This window comes from Synechococcus sp. BIOS-E4-1 (genome assembly GCF_014279995.1).
In the GTDB taxonomy this organism is placed as follows: Bacteria; Cyanobacteriota; Cyanobacteriia; order PCC-6307; family Cyanobiaceae; genus Synechococcus_C.
Genome location: NZ_CP047935.1, coordinates 1888596 through 1909344, shown reverse-complemented (window position 1 = coordinate 1909344; position 20749 = coordinate 1888596). Strand labels below are relative to the sequence as shown.

The following is a 20749-nucleotide window of genomic DNA, read 5'->3' as shown; positions in this document are numbered from 1 at the left end:
CAGATGCACCTCACGTGTGACCCAGCAGATCGTTGCTCCTGCTGCAACCAAACATGGAGTTCTGATCTGTGGTCATGGCAGTCGTAATCGTCTGGCCGTTGCCGAGTTCGAGGGTCTGGCCAACGGACTCAAAGAGCGCCTGACGGGATTGCCGGTGGAATACGGGTTCCTTGAATTCGCGCGTCCCATCCTGAGAGATGGTCTGGACAAACTGCGCGAGCAGGGAGTGGTGAAGGTGCTTGCCGTTCCGGCGATGTTGTTTGCCGCTGGACACGCCAAGAACGACATCCCGTCCGTTCTCAACACCTACAGCGCTGAAACCGGACTGGAGATTGACTACGGCCGTGAACTGGGCGTGGACCGGTTGATGATCGCCGCAGCAGGAGCACGCATCCAGGAGGCTCTCAACAAGACCTCCAGGGTTGATCTTTGCGACACCATGCTCGTGGTCGTTGGTCGAGGTTCTTCGGACCCTGACGCCAATTCCAACGTGGCCAAGGTCACCAGGATGTTGGTGGAGGGTTTTGGTTTCGGCTGGGGGGAAACCGTTTATTCGGGCGTCACATTTCCTCTGGTGGAACCCGGTCTCCGTCATGTGGTGAAGCTTGGTTTTAAGCGCATCATCGTGTTTCCTTACTTTCTGTTCTCCGGGGTGTTGGTCAGTCGCATCCGTCAGCACACAGAACGGGTTGCGGACGATCATCCCGAGATTGACTTCGTCAATGCGTCCTACCTGGGTGATCACAGCTTCGTTCTCGACACGTTCCTGGAGCGGGTTCAGGAAGTGATGGGCGGAGAAGCTGCAATGAACTGCTCTCTCTGCAAATACAGGGCTCAGGTTCTGGGCTTTGAGCAGGAAGTGGGCCTTGACCAGTCAAGTCACCATCACCACGTTGAGGGGCTCACGGAAGCCTGCGCCCTCTGCGAACGGGAATGCACGGGTGTTTGTCAACCCGACGGCATCCCGATTCCGCTGAGCAGTGGGCACCATCACGATCATGACCACTGCCATGAGCATGACCTCCACAGCCAAGAGCAACACAGCCATGAGCACCACAGCCATGAGCACCACAGCCATGAGCACCACAGCCATGAGCATGGACACCATCCCTACCCCCACGCTGATCACCCCCTCGGACCGACAACGTTGCGTCGCTTAGCAGCCAAGCAGGAGGCGACTGAGTCTCAAATCTGAAGTGAATCAGTGGGAACGCCGCACTCAGGCGTCTCTGTCTTGCTTGGGTCTCGCGAGACTCGGTCGTATAAGCGTGACTGATGCGTCGTGGCGCTGTGGAGAAAAACCGGGGTTTTCCACAGTTCTTGGACACTTTTCCACTGCTATTTGCTCAAAGCGGTCGCCTGGAGGGCAGGCCTGTGGTTTTGGGTTCCGGTGTCTTTGGTTGCTTGACAGGGGGGCTTGTGCGAAGGCTCGAGTGGCGGGATCGGCCTGTCTTGCGAGCAGATCAACTGCGCTGCAGTGAGTCTTGTTTGAGATCAGCGTTTGGTGGCAGCGCGTTGTTCGCTTTGACGATCAGGGCGCTTGTGTGGCTTCCTGTTGGTGGAAACGGGATTCAGAAGCGCGGATGGATTGCAATCACTTGGAGCGCTGCATGGAGTCGCAGCCGGCCACTGCATCAGAGCGTGAATCAGCCTGCGTGAGTCTTGAGGCTGAAATTCCTGAGGTCCTGTACCAGGGCATGAAAGCCTTCATTGGATCCAATCCGGCCTGGGATCAGTACCGGCTGATGAGCTCAGCTCTGGCCCAGTTTCTTTTTCAGAACGGTTGTTCTGAGCGCGCCGTCACGGAGCGCTACCTCGATGATCTGTTCAGCCGTTCCCAGGCATAACAGCTGCCAGGCATGCTCTGCGGGTGATCGCCATCATGGTGAGCGTCGGGCTTTGCCATCCGGAACTGGGCCAGCAGGCTCCATCCACAACCAGCACATTGGGACAGCGCCAGAGACGGTTCCAGCGATCAACCACGCTGTGCTCTTCGTTGGTTCCCATGGCTGCTCCTCCGACTTCGTGGATGTAATAGCCGGGAGGAGGAGCATCTTCCTGAGCCGCAAGAGCCTTCGCGACAAAAGGCTTCACCACTGGAAGGTGCACCTGATCAGCGAGTGATGTCGTCAGACCTCCGGCGACCTGGATGCAGTCCTGAATGGTGCGCTTCATGTGCTGCACCATGGCCTGTTCATTCGCTCCCCAGCGGCAGCTGATGTGGGGTATCGGCACATCAAATGGATCGCAGCGTTGCGAGAGGCTCAGCTGATTTCCTTCATCTGAGAGCACCTCACCGTGGCCGATCAGAAAGCCAAGTCGGCGGTCCGGATTGCGTTTGAGCCACCGGGGCGGATCAAATCGGTTGATGGCCCCCCAGATCCCATAGCCGCGCAGAAAAGGTCGCCCGGCGCAGGTCTCTGGGGCATTGCCGAAGGGCAGAAAGAAGCTTCCTGCTCCTGAAAGCGTGCTGGATGGGTCGGATTGCTGAGCCGCACCACGTCCTGTTTCGCTGGGAACGGAAAAGAATCGACAGCAGGAAACATGATCCATCAATCCCTTTCCCAGCAGACCTGATGGATCCCTGAAGCCTTTTGAATTGGTTTGTTGCTCAGACTGAAGCAGCAGTCTGAGCGTTGCAATCGTGGAGGCGCAGGCCACCACCAGATTGCATTCCAGTCGCTGCCGTTCCCCATTGATGCGGTTGACAACGACAACGGCACGGGCACGTTGCTGGGCGGGATCCATCTCCAGGCTTTCCGCCATTGCATTGCACATCAGTTGAACTCGCCCCGTAGCCAGTGCTCGCTGAAGACTGCTGCCGTTGCTGCTTGATCGAGGCCACTCAGCTGATGGGGTGCGCTTGGGGGCCTCAAAACCGCGGGAATGGATCAAGGCAATGCCGCGCTCCCTGCTCAGGAGTTCACGCATCCGCTCCTCCTCAGGCATGAATGGCAAAGCCGGTGCCATCCGGCCGTCAGGGAGATGGTCGAGTCCATCTCGCTCACCACGGACTTCAAACAGCTGTTCAAGTGCGCTGTAGTGCGGATCGAGTTCGGCGTGAGTGATGGGCCAGTTTTGGCCGTATCCGTCTCGATCAGCGGCTTTGAATTCATAGTCCGACAGCCGCAGGGTGATACCACCCCATGTGAGGCTGCGGCCGCCAACCTGACGACCCTGGGTCCAGAGAAACGGTTGATCGTCTGGCGTGCTGTACGGGTACTGACGCTCGTCCGCGTAGAGGGAGGGGTTCTGTTTCCAGTAGCCAGGGTGCTGAATCTGACGCCGATGGCGACCGCTGATCAGGCCTTCGGCCCGTCTGAGGCTATTGCCAGGCTCGTTCCCGAGGGCTTCCGAGGGCGATCGATCCGGACCCGCTTCCACAACCAGAACTCGGAGTCCTGCTTCGGCGAGTGTCATCGCGGCCACTCCTCCTGTGGCGCCCGATCCGATCACAACCGCTTCGAAGGGATTCAAGGGCACGACATCACTATGACCTACCGATAGTGCCCGACGCGGTCGAGAGCTCTGGTCACTGTCCTGCATCTCCCTGTTCGACTGAACTGATTCCGAAGTGAGTCATTTGCGCTTGGCTGCAGTTTGCGTTCTTGGCCGTTGCCGCTGATCACCGCCATTGATCGGCGGGACTGATCGGCGGGGCTGATCGGTTGATCGGTGCCACTGAAGATCTTCGTCGGATCAGATAGAGATGATTCCTGGGCTGATTCAGGGTGTTGTTGATTCAGCTGAAGAGGCTCAATTCGCATCTGCTCACTTCATTGTCTGTGCAGATGTCTCACGCAAAGTTGAGTCTGTGCTTGCTTTTGCTGATGCAGATTATGCCCCTGTTCCTGACCTGCGTTATCGAATTAATCGGAGCTAATGCCTGGCATCCAAGGCAAGCTATTCAGATTGGCTTTCCTTTTTGGGTCATGCATCTCAATCCATCCCACCGAAGGTACTCAAATGATTAAAGCAATAAAAAAACCCCACAAAGTGAGGCTTTAAAAGTTGGTGGCGGGGGGGAGATTTGAACTCCCGACCTTCGGGTTATGAGCCCGACGAGCTACCAGACTGCTCTACCCCGCGGTGACCCAATAACTATACAACTTGGTGATCGAAGACACCACTCAATTGTGGTCAGGTTCGCAGCTCACCCTCCACCTCAAGGTGAACGCCAGGATTGAGGATCAACAGCTGTTCCTCCAATTCCTTGAGTCCGCTTGGCGTCATCCAGTCGAGCTGATGCAGTAGATGGAGGGCAACAGCCTGCTTGGCACGTCTGGCACCGTCTTCAACCTTGATGGCAACGCCAAGACCTTCGCCAGTTCGGCTCAGGCACTGAATGCCTTCTGCACCCCCTTTGCTGATCACCTGGTGATGGGAGCGTCGCATTAATTCCGTATCGAACCGTCCCTCTCCAGCCACCAGTTCTGGGTGCGCAAGCATTGCCCGGCTGATCTGTTCCAGTTCCGCATGGGCTGAGGATCCGAGGTGGGCAAACAACAGAGCCATCTGGTTGAGCTGAAGGCGCAACGTGGGAGCTCCGCAGTCATCTCTTTCAGCAACCAGTTCATCAGGGGGCAGACCGAGCAGTTCCGCCACGCGTCGTGTGATCTCCTGCTGCAGGGGATGATCTCCCTGGAGATAGGTCTCAATCGGCCATCCCATTTTTCGGGCGGTAATCAGAAAAGCAGCATGCTTGCCCGAGCAGTTGTGCTCAAGGGGACTGGAGCGGCCCACGGGGATCGGGCACTGCAGATGATCGCTTTCCAGTTCTGCGTTCCACAGCAACCGGAAGGCCTCACGCGCATGCCCAGGGGTGCCCGAATGGGATCCGCAGCTGATGGCGATTCCCCGCTCACCGCAGTTGTAGGTCTCCGATGCGCCGCTGCTGATCAGTGGCAGGGCTTGAAAGGGTTTGAGCGCCGAGCGGATAAAGGTTTCGAAGTCCGGCTGCCCAGCTTTCATCAGCACCCGGCCGCGGCTGTCGCAGACCACTGCATGCACCCGGTGGGTGGACTCGATGGACGACCCTCGTCGCAGCCGGACTTCGAGTGCTGGAGAACTCAGGGAGCGCGCCGAGCCGCGGTAACCCGATGGGATCGACATGCCCTGATGTGCCATAGGTTCAGAGAGCCTGACAGATGCTTGCTCCACCGAGCATCAGACCTGTGACCAGGGCCATTGCTCGACCAAGCCTGCCCAGGATGGGCCTGACTTCATGCTGAGCAAGAAGCAGATCTCGCTCCCGCCACGACACGGGTTTTTCCCAGACCTGACCGTCGTACCAACCTGATTCCTCGTATTCCACCTTCTCCGAGAGCAGGCGTTTGTGCACGTAGGTCCAGCCAAGCCATTGCCTGATCAGCAGCAGCATCGGCATCACAAGGGCTGCAACACCTCCGGCGAGCAGCAAACGCACTGGATCGTGGCGCAAGGTCCAGCTACCACTGGCCACCAGCACGGTGATCGGTGAGATCAACAGCCAACTGATCAGTAAAGCCCGATCGAGTGAGATCTGGGCCGTACATGGCCATGCAAAAAACCAGGATCGGCTGAACTGAGCGAATTCCTCCTGAGGTCTCTGCTCAGGGGGGACAGGGCAAGAAATGCTCGAGGCCATGCCGGGCCGCCTGTTAATCGTCTGATGTTCTGGACGTTAGGTAGGGACGGCGTTCCCCGTGACTCCAAAATGCTTCAAGGTCGTAGTAACTCCTTTCCCCGGGTTGGAGCACGTGCACGATAAGTTCGCCGTAATCCAGCAAGGCCCAGCGGCCCTCGTTGACTCCCTCTTTGCGCAGGGGAAGTCTCTTCACCTCATCTTCAATCCGATCCTCGACGGATCGTGCAATCGCCCTGACCTGAACGTCGCTCTGCCCACCGGCGATCACCATCCAGTCGGCAAGACTCGAGACCTCATCGACCCGGATGAGCTGGATGTCCACCGCCTTACGGTCATCGCACGCGTCTGCGGCGAGTTCCGCAAGCTGTTCACTATCCATAGACGTTTTCGCTGGTGACGGACTGACGTGAACCTTGTTGTTGCGCCATTTCGGCGCGAGCTTTTCCAGCACTCTTGCGCAACGCTTCCAGTCGGTCTTCGTAGAAGCTGCGTTTTTTCTTCTTTCTGGTTTTCTCGACGAGGTCCTTCAACGCTCCGCCCAGACTTTTGTAGGCATTGGGAACGCTGTAGCCAAATCGACAGGCCAGATCGATAGCCCGCTCATCAGCCGAGATCGCATCGCGAAGACGTTTTTCGGCATTGTTCTTCAGGTAGAGGCGATAGCCGGCGAATCCGGACAGACCCAAAGCCATGAACAACAACAGCCCGTCTTGGACCCAGAGTTCACCGATGGCCCCGCCGAGACCGATCGCAAGGGCTGCCATCTCCCAGCCATCGCGTGGAATGGTGTCGTTCTGAATCCGCCCCACTTCGTGCCAGAACAGCAGATTGCGGTGGTCGAGGGCCAGATTGTCCCAGGCATCGAGATCAACCTGGATCTCCACCTCATCCCTGCCGATCTCTTCAAGGGTGATCAAAGCCGGCTCAACGGCAGCGGCGGCCTCGACGAACACCCAGCTCTGCATCTCCGGGGGAAGCAACCCTTTCAGACGCTGGAGCTCACTCATGATTGTCGATCGTTCTCCTGACCCCTAACGCTAGCGACTGTCGGGCACCTGCCGCTGAACAGACGCATGTGGACATGGGGCTGCGTGGGAGACTCAAAAGGTTTGGCCGCTGAGAGAACGCCCATGCCCCGGCGGAATGACCTTCGTCGCATTCTTCTGCTGGGTTCAGGGCCGATCGTGATCGGCCAGGCTTGTGAGTTCGATTACTCCGGAACTCAGGCGTGCAAAGCACTTCGCGCCGAGGGCTATGAAGTCGTGCTGGTGAATTCCAATCCGGCTTCGATCATGACTGATCCGGATATGGCCGATCGCACCTACGTGGAACCGCTCACTCCAGAAGTGGTTGCAAGGGTGATCGAACAGGAACGACCCGATGCCCTTCTGCCCACGATGGGTGGCCAGACCGCCCTCAATCTGGCGGTGACCCTTGCTGAAAGCGGAACACTGGAGCGATTCGGGGTCGTGCTGATCGGTGCTGATCTGCAGGCGATCCAAAAAGCGGAGGATCGATTGCTGTTCAAGCAGGCGATGGAGCGTATCGGCGTGAAAGTCTGTCCTTCGGGAATCGCCTCATCGCTGGAGGAGGCAGAGGCTGTCGGCGCCGCCATAGCCACTTATCCAAGAATTATCCGCCCCGCCTTCACCCTGGGCGGGAGTGGGGGTGGTATTGCTTACAACCCTGAGGAATTTGCCTCGATCTGCAAAACCGGTCTTGATGCCAGTCCCGTCTCTCAGATTCTGATTGAACAGTCCCTCCTGGGTTGGAAGGAATTCGAGCTGGAGGTGATGCGCGATCTCGCCGACAATGTGGTGATTGTCTGCAGCATCGAAAATCTCGATCCCATGGGTGTTCACACCGGTGATTCGATCACCGTGGCTCCAGCCCAGACCCTCACGGATCGTGAATACCAGCGACTGAGGGATCAGTCCATCGCCATCATTCGCGAGATCGGTGTGGCCACCGGCGGCAGCAATATCCAGTTTGCGATCAACCCTGCCGATGGCGAGGTGGTGGTCATCGAGATGAATCCCCGTGTCAGCCGATCGTCGGCTCTGGCCAGCAAGGCCACGGGATTCCCCATTGCCAAGATCGCTGCACGTCTCGCCGTCGGTTACACCCTCGATGAGATTCTCAATGACATCACCGGCAAGACACCCGCCTGCTTTGAACCGACGATTGATTACGTCGTCACCAAAGTCCCCCGTTTCGCCTTTGAAAAATTCAGGGGCTCGCCTGCGGTGCTCACCACGGCAATGAAATCCGTGGGTGAGGCCATGGCCATCGGGCGCTGTTTCGAGGAGTCGTTTCAGAAGGCTTTGCGATCCCTGGAGACCGGCCTGGCCGGCTGGGGTGGTGATCGCGCTGAGCCTGATCTCACAGCGGCTGAGATTGACCGTTCTCTGCGGACACCCTCGCCGGAAAGAATCCTCACTGTGCGTGCCGCCATGGTGATGGGACGCACCGACGAGCAGATTAATGAACTCAGCCGCATTGACCCGTGGTTCCTGGCCAAGCTGCGTGTTCTGATCAACACGGAATCTGAACTGCTGCACGATAGAAAGCTGTCTGACATCAGTGCTGCGGATTTTCTCAGGCTGAAGCAGCTCGGCTATTCCGATCGTCAGATCGCCTGGCTCACAGGCTCGGACCAGCTGGACGTACGTGAAGCGCGACTGAAACTTGGGGTGCGTCCTGTGTTCAAGACCGTGGACACCTGTGCGGCCGAATTCGCTTCGACCACGCCTTACCACTACTCAACCTATGAACGTCCCTTGTCACGCCTTGATGTGACGGGGACATTGACGGTTCAGCCCCCGGCGACGGAGGTGTCGGAGGACAACAGGCGCAAACTGATGATCCTGGGCGGCGGCCCCAATCGCATTGGCCAAGGCATCGAATTCGATTACTGCTGTTGTCATGCTTCGTTTTCCGCACAGGATCGGGGCTTCGCCACGGTGATGCTCAACAGCAATCCCGAAACGGTCTCCACTGACTACGACAGCAGTGATCGTCTCTATTTCGAACCACTCACCCTTGAGGATGTTCTCAATGTGATCGAGGCGGAACGCCCCGAAGGTGTGATTGTTCAGTTCGGTGGCCAAACGCCGCTCAAGCTGGCGATGCCTCTGCTGAGTTGGTTGAACTCGCCGGCAGGTCAGGCCACGGGCACCCGTATCTGGGGAACCTCACCGGAATCGATCGATCGTGCTGAGGACCGTGAGCAGTTCGAAGCGATTCTGCGTGAACTTGACATCCGCCAACCACGCAATGGCCTCGCCCGCAGCGAGCATGAGGCACGCGCCGTGGCAGAGGCCGTGGGCTATCCGGTGGTGGTGCGTCCCTCCTACGTGTTGGGTGGTCGGGCAATGGAAGTCGTTCATGACGAGTTGGAGCTCAATCGCTATATGACCGAAGCGGTGCAGGTGGAACCTGATCATCCGGTGCTCATCGACCAATACCTTCAAAATGCCGTTGAGGTGGATGTGGATGCGCTCTGCGACCGGGACGGTGTGGTGGTGATCGGTGGGCTGATGGAGCACATCGAACCCGCGGGGATTCATTCAGGGGATTCCGCCTGCTGTCTGCCATCGGTCTCCCTCGGTGATGAGGCCCTTGCCACCATTCGCGCCTGGACCAAGGCCCTGGCCCTGCGCCTTCAGGTTCAGGGTCTGATCAATCTTCAGTTCGCGGTCCAGCGCAATTCTCCAGGGGAAGAGCAGGTGTTCATCATCGAAGCCAATCCGCGGGCATCACGCACGGTTCCCTTCGTCGCCAAGGCCACCGGTGTGCCACTGGCAAGAATTGCTACTCGCCTTATGGCGGGAGAGATCCTCGCGGATATCGGTCTCAGTCAGGAGCCCTCTCCGCCGCTTCAAGCGGTGAAAGAGGCTGTCCTCCCATTCCGGCGCTTCCCTGGTGCCGATTCCTTGCTGGGACCGGAAATGCGCTCCACTGGCGAGGTGATGGGATGGGCTCCGCAATTCGGGATGGCCTACGCCAAGGCAGAGCTGGCCGCTGGGGAGGCCCTGCCAACCAAGGGCAACGTTTTTCTGTCCACCCATGACAGGGACAAGCCTGCTCTCGTTCCTGTGGCCAGGCGATTGCTTGATCTGGGCTTCGCGCTCACCGCCACTGCTGGAACAGCGGCCACCTTGACGGAGGCCGGTCTTGAAGTGCAGTCAGTGCTGAAGGTCCATGAAGGGCGCCCGAACATCGAGGATCTGATCCGCTCCGGTGCTGTGCAGCTCGTGATCAACACCCCGATCGGTCGTCAGGCAGCCCATGACGATCGCTATCTGCGCCGTGCTGCTCTCGATTACTCCGTGCCGACCCTTACCACGCTTGCCGGAGCACGGTCTGCTGTGCAGGGGATTGAGGCGCTGCAATCGCAGACGTTTGATATCCATGCCCTTCAGGATGTTCATCGATAGGGTCAGCCCCGGTAAGGTCGCCGAAGCATCAATGTCTTCACGTGACCGTCACCAGCATTCCCAACGTTGCCCCCGGAAGTGACTGCCGGGATGCGTTTCAAGCTGCTTATCAGAACCGCTACACCTGGGAACCGGGATTTGGCGGATACAAGGGTCGGTGCATCTGGGAACAGGGTGACCGTCGTGTTGAAGGTCGTTTCCAGATCGGAGCTGATCTGAAGGCCAAGGTCGAGGGAATCGATGATGCTGAGGTTGAGAAGGCGATTGCTTCTCAACTCTGGGAAGTCGCCATTCATCGTGTTCGCAGGTCTTTCGAGCAGGTGCACGGTGCCAATACCTTCACCGCTGGTGACTGCACCGATGAAGGCTTGGAGGTTCTGATCGGAGGCAAAGGTGAGGGTGACCGTTATCGCATCAAAGGTGATGTGGTGACGATGGTTCACCGGCATATACACGGCACTGTGGTCACGATTCACACCGGAAGCACAACGGACACTGGATCGGGTTATCTCAGTCGCAGCTACACAAGTCAGTACTCGGATCCTGCCAGCGGCGAAGTCAGAGGAGCCTCCAGCAGCTTCGAAGACACCTTTGTGCCTCTTGGCGAGCAGGGCAGCTGGGTGCTTGAGCGTCGAGCGATCAGCTCCAAGGATTCCGATGGCAAGGACATGCTTCAGGTGTTCGAGTTCAACGATCTGGCTGCGCTCTGATGTCAGCTCCTGCAAGCGCTTCTGACAACTTCGACAGCGTCGTCACCGCGATCAACGGTCCGGTCAGTTCCTTCGCCTGGGGATGGCCGACCGTGGGTCTGATTTCGATCACGGGCATTGTGCTGATGCTCGGTCTGAGGTTCATGCCGATCCTGCAGCTTCCCTATGGGGTGCGCATGATGCTGGCCCCTTCAGATCAAGAGGCCGAGGGCGACATCAGCCCCTTCCAGGCTTTGATGACATCGCTGGCAGCCACCGTCGGCACTGGAAACATCGCTGGAGTGGCAGGAGCGATCGCCATCGGTGGGCCTGGGGCAGTTTTCTGGATGTGGCTGATCGCCTTTTTTGGGATTGCAACCAAATACGCCGAAGCCGTCCTGGCGGTTCACTACCGCGAGGTGGATGAACTGGGTCATCACGTCGGTGGGCCGATGTACTACATCAGCAAGGGGCTTGGACCTCGCTGGGTCTGGCTTGGTGGGCTGTTTGCTCTGTTCGGCATGCTGGCCGGCTTCGGCATCGGCAACGGCGTTCAGTGTTTTGAAGTGTCTAGTGCTTTGTTCGGTCTGGGTGTGCCCAGGGAAGTGACGGCCCTGGTGCTCGGGGCGCTGGTCTTCGCCGTGATCATTGGCGGTGTGCGTCGTATTTCGAAGGCCGCCTCCGCGATTGTGCCGTTCATGGCGATCGCCTATGTGCTCGCCTGTCTCATCATCCTCTTGGCCAACATCGGCAGTGTCGGCGATGCCATCGCCAGCATTTTTAGTAATGCATTCACTGGTCAGGCCGCTGCTACAGGCACGCTCACGCAGGTGATTCTGATGGGATTCAAACGGGGGATTTTCTCCAATGAAGCTGGTCTGGGCAGTGCTCCAATTGCCCATGCAGCTGCCCGTACTGATGATCCCGTTCGTCAGGGCACGGTGGCAATGCTTGGCACCTTCATCGACACAATGATCATTTGCACGCTCACTGCCCTTGTGATTCTGGTGAGCGGGATCGCCGGCGGTGGACTGTCAGGGTCTGAGCTGTCAATTGCAGCCTTCAATGAAGCTCTGGCTGGTTCGGGATGGATCGTCACCTTCGGCCTGCTTGTCTTCGCATTCACCACCGTTCTCGGTTGGAGTTTCTATGGCGAACGCTGCACTGAATATCTCTTCGGTGTGAAGGCGATTCTCCCCTTCAGGGGCGTGTGGGTCGCCGTGGTTGTGATTGGTTCGCTGGTGGGCGATCGCGGTGTGGTGTGGGGAGTCGCTGATACGCTCAATGGCCTCATGGCCATTCCCAACCTGGTAGCGCTGTTGCTGTTGTCAGGCACCGTGTTTGAGCTGACCCGTCGTTATCGCTTCCCCGATACTTCGGAATCATCTAGTTGATCGAACTGGCTGCATTCAGTGTTCAAAAGCCTCCGCTATTGAGTGGAGGCTTTTTTTGTGGAGACTCTTGCTGTTGTTTTGCTGATTCAGCCTTGGTCGGGCATCGGGGTGACGTCCTTCAGGCGCTCATTGAGCTGCATGGCCATGGACTGTCGTCCAACCGCAAGAACTTTCAGGGTGTCTTCGTGCATGCGCAATTGCGCATCTGCGACTTGCATGCCTCGCACCAGCTCCTTCAGATCTTCAGGAAGTTCATTGAGGTTGTAGCGCTTGCCTTCAAAGGTGAGCACTGGATTTTCTGCTGGCGTTGCGGTCATCGGACGGACAGAATCACGGTTGAATCCAACGAAACCTAGCTGCGCCCATCGCGAATCATTTGGCGTTCACACAGATCTCGATAGCGACCGTTGTTCGCCATCAACTGATCATGGCTGCCTCGTTCGCTGATCTGGCCATGGTCAAGCACCACGATCTGGTCGGCTTCCTGCACCGTGGCCAGTCGGTGGGCGATCACCAGCACAGTGCGACCGTGCATCGCCTGACGTAGCCCCAGCTGAACAGCAGCCTCAGCCTCAGCATCGAGGGCACTGGTGGCTTCGTCGAGCAGCAGCACCGCAGGATTTCCCAGGACGGCCCTGGCAATGGCAATCCGCTGCAGCTGACCTCCTGACACATTGGTGCCGCGTTCCTCGAGCTTCGTCTTATAGCCATCCGGCAAGGCCATGATGAAGTCGTGGGCATTGGCCAGACGGGCTGCCTCGAGCAGCTGGCCATGGCTCGCCGGCCTGCCAAAACGAATCGCTTCAGCGATGCTGCCGGAGAACACGGTTGTGCGCTGGGGAACGAGGGCGACCTGTTGCCTGAGTTCTCGCGCTTTCACTTGTGCCAGGTTCTTCCCATCCAGCTCGATCTCGCCTGACTGGGCACTGTTAAAACGTAAAAGCAGTGAGAACAAGGTGCTTTTGCCGGCACCGGATGGGCCCACCAGTGCCACGACTTGACCGGCTTCGATGCGCAGATTGATGTCTCGAAGAACCGGTTCGCCGTTGCCGTAAGCGAATTGGACGCGATGCAGGTTCAGGTGGCCTTCAGGTCGACCAATCGGCAAGGCCGGATCCGGATCTGCTGTCTCCTGAGGTTCCTGTTCGATCTGCCGTAGCCGTCGCAGCGAAGCCTGACCCTGCTGAAATTCATTGAAGTTGTTGGTGACGTGAGCGATGGGGTCGATCAGCACCACAAGGCCGGTGAGATAGCTGCTCAAGCCGGCAATGCTCAGCCCATCGTTCTGAATCCTCCAGGCGGCCAGGCCCAGCACGGAGAACAGGCCCACCACTTCGATCATGCCCACCACCGGGTGCTGCAGGGCAACAAGGCTGTAGGTACGGTGCCGAGCCTGACGATGCTGGTCAATCTCGTCTTCAAACCGGCCTTGCAGCCAGGGCTCTGCAGCAAACGCCCGCACCAGCGGCAGGCCCTCGATCGCTTCGCCGAGCAAACCGGCCAGTTCGCTCACTTTTTTCTGACTGCGTTCGGTGGCCGCCATCACCCGTGCGCCAAACAGGCTGATCAACCAGATGATCAACGGTGCGAGCAGCAGGATGGAAGCCGTCAGTTTCCAGTCCAGCCAGAGCATGTAGCCCAGCACCGCCAGTAGTTGGAGCACACTCGGAAGTGTGTCGTGAATCGATTTGTACAGCACTTCACTGACACGATCGGCGTCTTCGGTCAGTCGGTAGGTCAGATCGCCTGCCGAGAGTTTTTCCAGTGCGCCCAGTTCAACGGTCTGCAGACGCTTAAACAGATTGCTGCGTAGGGTTTTGCTCACCTGAAGGGCAGGTCCGGCCAGCAGGGAGTCCTGCCCGAACTGAGCCAGTTTCTGGATCGCAAAAATCAAGACGCCCTGCCCGATCAGCCCCAGCACCCGGCCAAGATCTCTCGATCCCAGTGCGGGGAACAGGGAACCCGCGAGATTGAGCAGCAACAGAAAGCTGCTCACATAAATGAGCATGCAGACCAGCCCGAGGCTCAGTTGGGGCAGATGCGGACGCAGCAATGGCAGCAGCCTGCGGAATCCTGCCTCGGAGGTTTTCAGCATCGCGTCACACTATCAATGCTCTTTTGTGCTCCCATGCGCTGATGCGACTCGATCAGTTCCTGAAATGGCAAGGATGGGTCGGCACTGGCGGTGAGGCCAAGATGCTGATCCAGGCAGGGGAAGTACGTGTGAATGACTGCGTTGTCACTCAGCGTGGTCGACAGCTCAAGATCGGGGATCGTGTGATCGTGGGCGCAGATCAGGCCGTGGTCACGAAGATCTGAGACGATCTTGCTCGCGTTGGAACGTAAGTTGGCTGCTGCTGAGCCGCAGAGGACGCAAGCGTGGGCAAACCGGTGATTGCTGGAAACTGGAAGATGCACATGACGTGCGCCCAGGCCCGGGACTGGTTGGCCACGTTTCTGCCATTGATCGCCGACACTCCTGATGACCGTGAGCTGGTGGTGGCGCCTCCGTTCACGGCAATCAGCACCATGGCTGAGGTCACCTCAGGATCAAGGCTTGAGATTTCAAGTCAGAACGTGCACTGGGAGTCGCAGGGCGCGTTCACGGGTGAGATCGCTCCGTCGATGCTGGAGGAGCATGGAGTGCGGTACGCGATCGTCGGGCACAGCGAGCCGCGTAAATATTTCAGTGAGAGCGATGAGCAGATCAACCACCGGGCGCGTTCAGCCCAGGCTCATGGCCTGATCCCAATCGTCTGCGTGGGAGAAAGTGATGAACAACGCAGCCGTGGTGAGGCCGAGCGTGTGATCCGTCGTCAGGTGGAGCAGGGCCTCGAAGGACTCGATCCCAATCGTCTTGTGGTTGCCTATGAACCCATCTGGGCCATCGGCACCGGCAAGACCTGTGAGTCGTCGGAGGCGAATCGCATCTGTGGCTTGATTCGTAGTTGGGTGGGTGCCCCTGATCTGATCATTCAGTACGGAGGATCCGTCAAACCCGGAAACATCGATGAGCTCATGAGCATGAGTGATATTGACGGTGTGCTCGTTGGTGGTGCATCGCTCGATGCCGAAAGCTTTGCTCGCATCGCCAACTACCAGCTCAGCTGATCAGTGATGCGTCATCCCGCCTGCTGGGGCCATCGCCCGGCTGTGATGGGGGTGATCAACATCACCCCTGACTCCTTCAGTGATGGTGGGCGGTTCAACCGGGCGGATCTGGCCTTGAACGAAGCGTCACGTCAGATTCGGGATGGGGCGCAGGTGCTTGATCTCGGTGCGCAGAGCACCAGGCCCGGTGCTGTTGATGTGGGTGCGGAAGAAGAACTTTCTCGACTTCTCCCTTGTCTGGAAAGCATTCGAGCAGCCCATCCCCAGGTGATTCTTTCTGTGGACACCTTCCTGGAATCCGTGGCCAGAGCGGCGTTGCAGGCAGGCGCCGATTGGATCAATGATGTCAGTGGAGGTAGGCGCGACCCTGCCATGCTGCCGTTGGTGGCTGATGCTGGTTGCCCCTATGTGCTGATGCACAGTCGCGGTGATAGTCAGACCATGGATAACTGCACCGATTACGGCGACCAGGGCGTTGTTGCCGGAGTGTTGCAGGAACTCAGGCTCAGCACTGATCGGGCTCTTCAGGCAGGCCTCAGTCGGGAACAGCTGATCTGGGATCCAGGTCTTGGTTTCGCCAAGACCACGGAACAAAATCTTCTGCTGATCAGTCATCTGGAAGCCCTTCAGCAGGACGGCATTCCGCTTTTGCTTGGACCGTCTCGAAAGCGTTTCATCGGTGCTGTTCTTGACCAGCCCCTTGCCAAGGCAAGGATCTGGGGTACTGCTGCTGTCTGCGCAAGGGCTGTAGAGGCTGGGATTCACGTGGTGCGAGTGCACGACGTAGGACCGATCAGTCAGGTGGTGACCATGGCCGCGGCGGTTGCTCGGCAAGGTTCGTGAATGATCTAGCTAGAACAGATCCCTCTGAAAAGAACTCATGAGCACGAGCCCTGAGCTCACCCTGCTCTACGACGGGGGATGTCCACTTTGCGTCCGTGAGGTGACGTTTCTGCGTCGCAAGGATCGCGATCAGTCCATCCGTTTCATCGATGTTGATGCACCGGACTACTCCCCTGAGGACTGGTCAGGCATCAGTTATCGCCAGGCGATGGCAAGGATTCATGCCATTCAGGCCGATGGAACGGTGCTCACTGATGTCGCGGTGTTTCGCGAGGCTTATCGCCTGATTGGTCTCGGCTGGCTGTATGCGCCAACCCGCTGGCCAGTGCTCGGACCAGTGGTTGACACCCTTTATGGAGTCTGGGCTCGATACCGATTGAAGATCACCAACCGTGCATCACTTGATCAGCTCTGTCTTGATCGATGCGAGCGCTCTCACTGAGCAGTATCTCCAGCCATTCAAAAGCTGGTCTCAGTCCAGAGGCTGCATGGCTTCAGCGTCAGAGCTGAATGGCCATGATCAGACTTCGGCAGTCGTGACGCCTTCAATCCGATCTTCCACCTCCTGGTAGAGCTCCTGCAGCTGTTGGATGTTTTCATCAGAAGTCTCCCAGTAACCACGTCCATGCACCTCGAGGAGCGTGCCCACAATCCGACGGAAGCTGTTGGGGTTCAGATCCAGAAGACGTTGACGCATTTCCGGATCATTGATGAATGTTTCGTTGGCTTCTTCGTAGACGAAGTTGTCAACCGAGCCACTGGTCGCACTCCAGCCAAGAGTGAAATTGAGGCGCTTGGCAACTTCTCGAACCCCCTCATAACCCGAGTCGAGCATTCCCTCGTACCACTTTGGATTGAGAAGTTTGGTGCGTGAGTCGAGACGAATGGTCTCGTTCAGGGAACGCACCTGAGCATTGGCGGTGGTGGTGTCGGCGATATAGCTGGTGGGTGATTTGCCGTCGTCGCGCAGACCGGCGATCAGTTTGGTGGGATCGGAGTCGAAATAGTGACTTACATCGGTCAGGGAGATCTCAGCGGAATCCAGATTCTGGAACGTGACGTCTGCCGTCTTCATGACACTCTCGAACACATCACGCTTCTGATTCATCTCACCGGGATTGTCAGCATTGAAGGCAAAGGTTTTCCTGGAGAGATACATCTCCTGCAGCTCGCCTTCCTCTTCCCAGGCGCTGTTTTCCACGGCCAGATTCACATTGGAGCTGTAGCTGCCACTGGCATTGGAGAACACACGACAAGCAGCGTCTCTCAGGCTGCTTCCCTCTTTTTCAGACTGCTCAAGGGCATGTTTGCGCACAAAATTCTGCTCAAGCGGCTCATCAGCTTCAGCTGCCATCTTCACGGCCTGATCAATGAGTGCCATCTGATTAATGAACAGATCGCGAAACACTCCAGAGCAGTTCACCACCACATCAACACGGGGACGCCCCAGCTCTTCAAGAGGAATCAGCTCGAGTTTGTTGACCCGGCCCACTGAGTCCGGCATTGGCTTCACACCCACAAACCAGAGAATCTGAGCGAGAGATTCGCCGTAGGTCTTGATGTTGTCCGTGCCCCAGAGAACGCAGGCGATGGTTTCGGGCCAGGTTCCCTGCTCTTCGCGTTGGCGCTCGATCAACTTGTCAACGACCCCTTTGGCGGCGGCTACAGCCGCCCGGGTTGGTATCGCCTGAGGATCAAGGGCGTGGATGTTCTTGCCACTGGGCAGCACTCCGGGATTGCGGATCGGATCACCGCCAGGCCCGGGGAGGATGTACTCGCCATCAAGAGCTTTAAGGAGACTTTCCATCTCCATGTCGGCACAGACCTGTTCGAGGCAGAAACGCAGATATCCGAACAGCCTGTCGAGCTCTGTGGGGTCAACCTCGTTGAATCCCTTGCTTCGACATGCCTTCAGCCATGGGGAAGTTCGCTTGAAGCCGAAGCGGGCAAGCAGATCGTTGAACCAGGACCAGTTGTTGCGCAAGTTGACCCTCCCGTCACTGCCTGTGACGGAGCGGACCATCGCCGAGGTGGCTGCACGTGATGTCTCGGTGATGGTGCGATTGAGTTCGACATCGGCGAGTACACCGTTGTCATTTCCTTTGTAAACGTCTTCGATTGTTCGACCAATGGATTCCGCCAATAAACCTGGAAGGGAACGAAGTCCGTCTTCATCGCGTTCGAGTGCGGCGATGTTGACCAGGGTGGCGATGGCTTCTTCAGCTGTTGGCGGTTTGCCGATGGTGTGGAGTCCGCAGGGAAGCAGGCGGCTCTCGATCTCCATGAGTTGGCGATAGACAGCGCCAACAAGCGCATCGCGGCCTTCCAGATCAAGCGTTGAGGCATCCTCTTCGGGAAGATCAACATCCTTGTCCAGGTTGCATTGGCGAGCTGTCTCGACAATTGTGTTGACGATCTGAACGCCGCGACCACCCTCACGAAGTTGTTGGTAGGAGCCGACCAGCTCGCCAAGTTCTTTGAGACCCTTGTACAGCCCGGCATTCTCTGCGGGCGGAGTGAGATAGCTGATCGTCGATGCGTAGCCACGACGCTTGGCGATGGTGGCTTCCGACGGGTTGTTGGCTGCGTAGTAGTAGAGATTCGGCAGGGAGCCGATCAGGGAGTCCGGGTAGCAGGTCTCGCTCATCCCCATCTGTTTGCCGGGCATGAATTCCAGTGACCCGTGGGTGCCGAAATGCAGCACTGCATCGGCCTGCCAGATTTTTTCCAGGTAGGTGTAATAAGCGGCAAATCCATGATGAGGACTAGCGCTTCGCGAATAAAGCAAACGCATGGGGTCACCCTCGTAGCCGAAGGTGGGCTGTACGCCGACAAAAATGTTGCCGAAGTGCCTGCCGAACACCAGCAGGTTCTGGCCATCGCTGTTCAGGTTGCCGGGAGGTTTGCCCCAGTTCTCCTCAAGTCGTTCCGAGTAGGTAGTGAGACGCTCATATTCTTCGACGCTCATCCGGTGGGCGATGGAAAGCTCCGGGGATCCCTGCATGGCATTGGCGTCGTTGATCACCGCTTCAAGCAATGCCCGGGGGGTGGCAGGCAGATCCTTTACGTCGTATCCCTTCGCTTTCATCTCCTCCATAACGCGGTGGATGGAGCCGAAGACGTCGAGATAGGCCGCAGTGCCCACGTTTCCCTTGTCGGGTGGAAAGCTGAACACCGTGATCGCTAGCTTTTTGTCAACGCGGGGTTTGATGCGCAGAGACGACCACCTGATCGCCCGTTCAGCGATTGCGTCAACTCGATCTTGCAGTGTGTGAGCTTTGCCGGTGGCGTCATCCCGTCCTGAGAGGACAATCGGTTCGATCGCGCCGTCCAGCTCTGGAATGGCAATTTGCAGTGCAACCTGAACCGGATGCAGGCCGAGGTCGCTGTCTTCCCATTCCTGGGTCGTCTGAAACACCAGCGGCAGAGCCACCATATAGGGACGATTGAGTTTTTTCAGTGACTCAATTGCTTTTGGATGGTCCTGGCGGGCAGGACCGCCAACCAGCGCAAAACCGGTGAGGGAAACGATGCCGTCAACAAGCGGTTGCTCTGGATTGAGCGGGTCGTAAAAGAAGGCATTGACGGGCTTGGAGAAGTCGAGGCCCCCGCAGAAAATGGGGATCACCCGGGCACCACGGAACTCCAATTCCTGGATCGTTGCCACGTAGTGAGCATCATCTCCGGTGACAATGTGGCTGCGCTGCAGCACGAGACCGATCACCGGGCCTTTGAGAGCTGCCTCGGAGAGATCGGTTCGACTGGAGGTCCAGTTGAGGTATTCCCTGAGGTCCTCGAACATCGACGGTGCCAGTGGATGCCAGATGCCGAGGTCGGGAAAGACTTCGGGGGCGGCAACGTCCATGACGGGACGCTCATCGCCTTCCTCTGCAGGGAAGACATATTTGTCAGCCAGCATCAACAGGAAGTTGCGCAGATTGTCTGGTGTTCCCCCCAGCCAATACTGGAAACTGAGCATGAAGCTGCGCGCGTCCTGCGCCTTCTCAACAGGCAGATACTTGAGAACGGTGGGCAGAGTGTTCAGGAGCTTGAGCATGGCGTCCTGAAAGCCCGCGCCGCCCGCCTCCTTGCGCTTTTTCATGAAGCCGGCAATAGCGCTCTTGCTCTGCCCGAGCTGCGCCATTGAGAAGCTGCCGAGTTTGTTGAGACGCATCACCTCCGGCATGGAGGGGAAGACAACCGCGGCTTTCAGACGGTCGCGATGGGGTGTGACGGCATCGACGACCTTCTGAGCCAGGTCTTCGATGAAGATCAACGAGGCGACGAAGACATCCGCTTCGGCGACGTCGTGCTTGAAGTCTTCGTAGTTGGTGTCGTCGCGCAGTTCCTCGATGAGGTATCCGCTGAGCTCGATGCCCAGATCGCCACCACTGGCATTCAGGGCTGTGGCTGCCTGGGTGAGTGCGCTTTGGTACTGAGGCTCAAGCACCACATAAACCGCCTTCATCACGGATTTGTGGTTCTGACCCTCCACAGGAGCCACGCGGCGATTGGCGGAGCGGACCTGTGTGAACATCGGCGCACGTTGAGCTGTGTAACGAACTTTACGGCGAGGAGCAGTTCTACGCGCATGTTTTCTTGCGGTGTTACAATTCGACCTGTCCATAGGCTCAGACGAGAGACACC

17 protein-coding genes and 1 tRNA gene are annotated in these 20749 nt (G+C 57.9%); 9 read left to right on the top strand and 9 right to left on the bottom strand.

What is annotated here, in order from left to right; translation table 11 throughout:
- The first annotated feature begins 16 nt into the window (after nucleotides 1–16).
- Both SynBIOSE41_RS10310 and SynBIOSE41_RS10305 read left to right on the top strand, forming a co-directional pair.
- Nucleotides 17–1195: a sirohydrochlorin chelatase gene (locus SynBIOSE41_RS10310; RefSeq protein ID WP_186537771.1), complete on the top strand. Its 1179-nt coding sequence runs from the start codon at nucleotides 17–19 to the stop codon at nucleotides 1193–1195.
- A 388-nt stretch (nucleotides 1196–1583) separates the two neighbouring features.
- Entirely contained in the window at nucleotides 1584–1847 is a 264-nt protein-coding gene (locus SynBIOSE41_RS10305; protein WP_186541082.1) for a DUF2811 domain-containing protein, read from the top strand.
- Here the strand turns inward: SynBIOSE41_RS10305 and SynBIOSE41_RS10300 are convergent.
- From SynBIOSE41_RS10300 to SynBIOSE41_RS10270, 6 genes are all read right to left on the bottom strand, one after another.
- Nucleotides 1828–3483: a GMC oxidoreductase gene (locus SynBIOSE41_RS10300; protein ID WP_186541080.1), complete on the bottom strand. Its 1656-nt coding sequence runs from the start codon at nucleotides 3481–3483 to the stop codon at nucleotides 1828–1830. The two genes, SynBIOSE41_RS10305 and SynBIOSE41_RS10300, sit on opposite strands and share 20 nt — an antisense overlap.
- Nucleotides 3484–4012: 529 nt before the next feature.
- Nucleotides 4013–4089 (bottom strand) — tRNA-Met (locus tag SynBIOSE41_RS10290).
- 51 nt (nucleotides 4090–4140) lie between these two features.
- Entirely contained in the window at nucleotides 4141–5112 is a 972-nt protein-coding gene (locus tag SynBIOSE41_RS10285) for an asparaginase (RefSeq protein WP_066905608.1), read from the bottom strand.
- A gap of 19 nt (nucleotides 5113–5131) precedes the next feature.
- Nucleotides 5132–5626 carry a CGLD27 family protein gene (locus SynBIOSE41_RS10280; protein ID WP_066905367.1) on the bottom strand — a complete coding sequence of 165 codons (495 nt, stop codon included), beginning with the start codon at nucleotides 5624–5626 and terminating at the stop codon, nucleotides 5132–5134.
- A gap of 13 nt (nucleotides 5627–5639) precedes the next feature.
- Nucleotides 5640–6005, bottom strand: coding sequence for a ribosome silencing factor (gene rsfS / locus SynBIOSE41_RS10275; RefSeq protein ID WP_186537767.1), 366 nt, complete (start codon nucleotides 6003–6005; stop codon nucleotides 5640–5642).
- Nucleotides 5998–6633, bottom strand: a complete 636-nt coding sequence (locus SynBIOSE41_RS10270; RefSeq protein WP_066905371.1) for a DUF3318 domain-containing protein — start codon at nucleotides 6631–6633, stop codon at nucleotides 5998–6000. The genes rsfS and SynBIOSE41_RS10270 overlap by 8 nt, the downstream gene beginning before the upstream one ends.
- A gap of 123 nt (nucleotides 6634–6756) precedes the next feature.
- Here SynBIOSE41_RS10270 and carB point away from each other — a divergent pair, with 123 nt between their 5' ends.
- Genes carB through SynBIOSE41_RS10255 form a run of 3 tightly spaced genes read left to right on the top strand, consistent with a single transcriptional unit; the run spans nucleotide 6757 to nucleotide 12148 of the window.
- Complete coding sequence (gene carB / locus SynBIOSE41_RS10265) at nucleotides 6757–10065, top strand: carbamoyl-phosphate synthase large subunit (protein ID WP_186537762.1); 3309 nt, start codon at nucleotides 6757–6759, stop codon at nucleotides 10063–10065.
- Nucleotides 10066–10106: 41 nt separating this feature from the next.
- Entirely contained in the window at nucleotides 10107–10775 is a 669-nt protein-coding gene (locus SynBIOSE41_RS10260) for a DUF3386 domain-containing protein (protein WP_186537758.1), read from the top strand.
- Nucleotides 10775–12148, top strand: coding sequence for a sodium:alanine symporter family protein (locus tag SynBIOSE41_RS10255; protein WP_186537756.1), 1374 nt, complete (start codon nucleotides 10775–10777; stop codon nucleotides 12146–12148). The genes SynBIOSE41_RS10260 and SynBIOSE41_RS10255 overlap by 1 nt, the downstream gene beginning before the upstream one ends.
- An 86-nt stretch (nucleotides 12149–12234) precedes the next feature.
- Here the strand turns inward: SynBIOSE41_RS10255 and SynBIOSE41_RS10250 are convergent, their stop codons facing one another.
- Together SynBIOSE41_RS10250 and SynBIOSE41_RS10245 are read right to left on the bottom strand one after the other, a co-directional pair.
- On the bottom strand, nucleotides 12235–12465 hold the full coding sequence (locus SynBIOSE41_RS10250; protein ID WP_066905379.1) for a DUF6447 family protein: 231 nt from the start codon (nucleotides 12463–12465) through the stop codon (nucleotides 12235–12237).
- Between the two features lie 35 nt (nucleotides 12466–12500).
- Nucleotides 12501–14243 (bottom strand): ABC transporter ATP-binding protein, encoded by a 1743-nt coding sequence (locus SynBIOSE41_RS10245; RefSeq protein ID WP_186537754.1) that lies wholly within the window; start codon nucleotides 14241–14243, stop codon nucleotides 12501–12503.
- 41 nt (nucleotides 14244–14284) lie between these two features.
- Here SynBIOSE41_RS10245 and SynBIOSE41_RS10240 point away from each other — a divergent pair, with 41 nt between their 5' ends.
- The 4 genes from SynBIOSE41_RS10240 to SynBIOSE41_RS10225 are packed head-to-tail and all read left to right on the top strand — an operon-like array spanning nucleotide 14285 to nucleotide 16544.
- Nucleotides 14285–14467, top strand: coding sequence for an RNA-binding S4 domain-containing protein (locus SynBIOSE41_RS10240; RefSeq protein ID WP_186537753.1), 183 nt, complete (start codon nucleotides 14285–14287; stop codon nucleotides 14465–14467).
- A gap of 60 nt (nucleotides 14468–14527) precedes the next feature.
- Nucleotides 14528–15259 carry a triose-phosphate isomerase gene (gene tpiA, locus SynBIOSE41_RS10235; RefSeq protein ID WP_186537751.1) on the top strand — a complete coding sequence of 244 codons (732 nt, stop codon included), beginning with the start codon at nucleotides 14528–14530 and terminating at the stop codon, nucleotides 15257–15259.
- Between the two features lie 6 nt (nucleotides 15260–15265).
- Complete coding sequence (gene folP / locus SynBIOSE41_RS10230) at nucleotides 15266–16102, top strand: dihydropteroate synthase (protein ID WP_186537749.1); 837 nt, start codon at nucleotides 15266–15268, stop codon at nucleotides 16100–16102.
- A gap of 37 nt (nucleotides 16103–16139) precedes the next feature.
- Entirely contained in the window at nucleotides 16140–16544 is a 405-nt protein-coding gene (locus SynBIOSE41_RS10225; RefSeq protein ID WP_186537747.1) for a thiol-disulfide oxidoreductase DCC family protein, read from the top strand.
- Between the two features lie 78 nt (nucleotides 16545–16622).
- Here SynBIOSE41_RS10225 and SynBIOSE41_RS10220 read toward each other — a convergent pair whose 3' ends face one another.
- Nucleotides 16623–20639: a magnesium chelatase subunit H gene (locus SynBIOSE41_RS10220; protein ID WP_186537745.1), complete on the bottom strand. Its 4017-nt coding sequence runs from the start codon at nucleotides 20637–20639 to the stop codon at nucleotides 16623–16625.
- Nucleotides 20640–20749 lie beyond the last annotated feature (110 nt).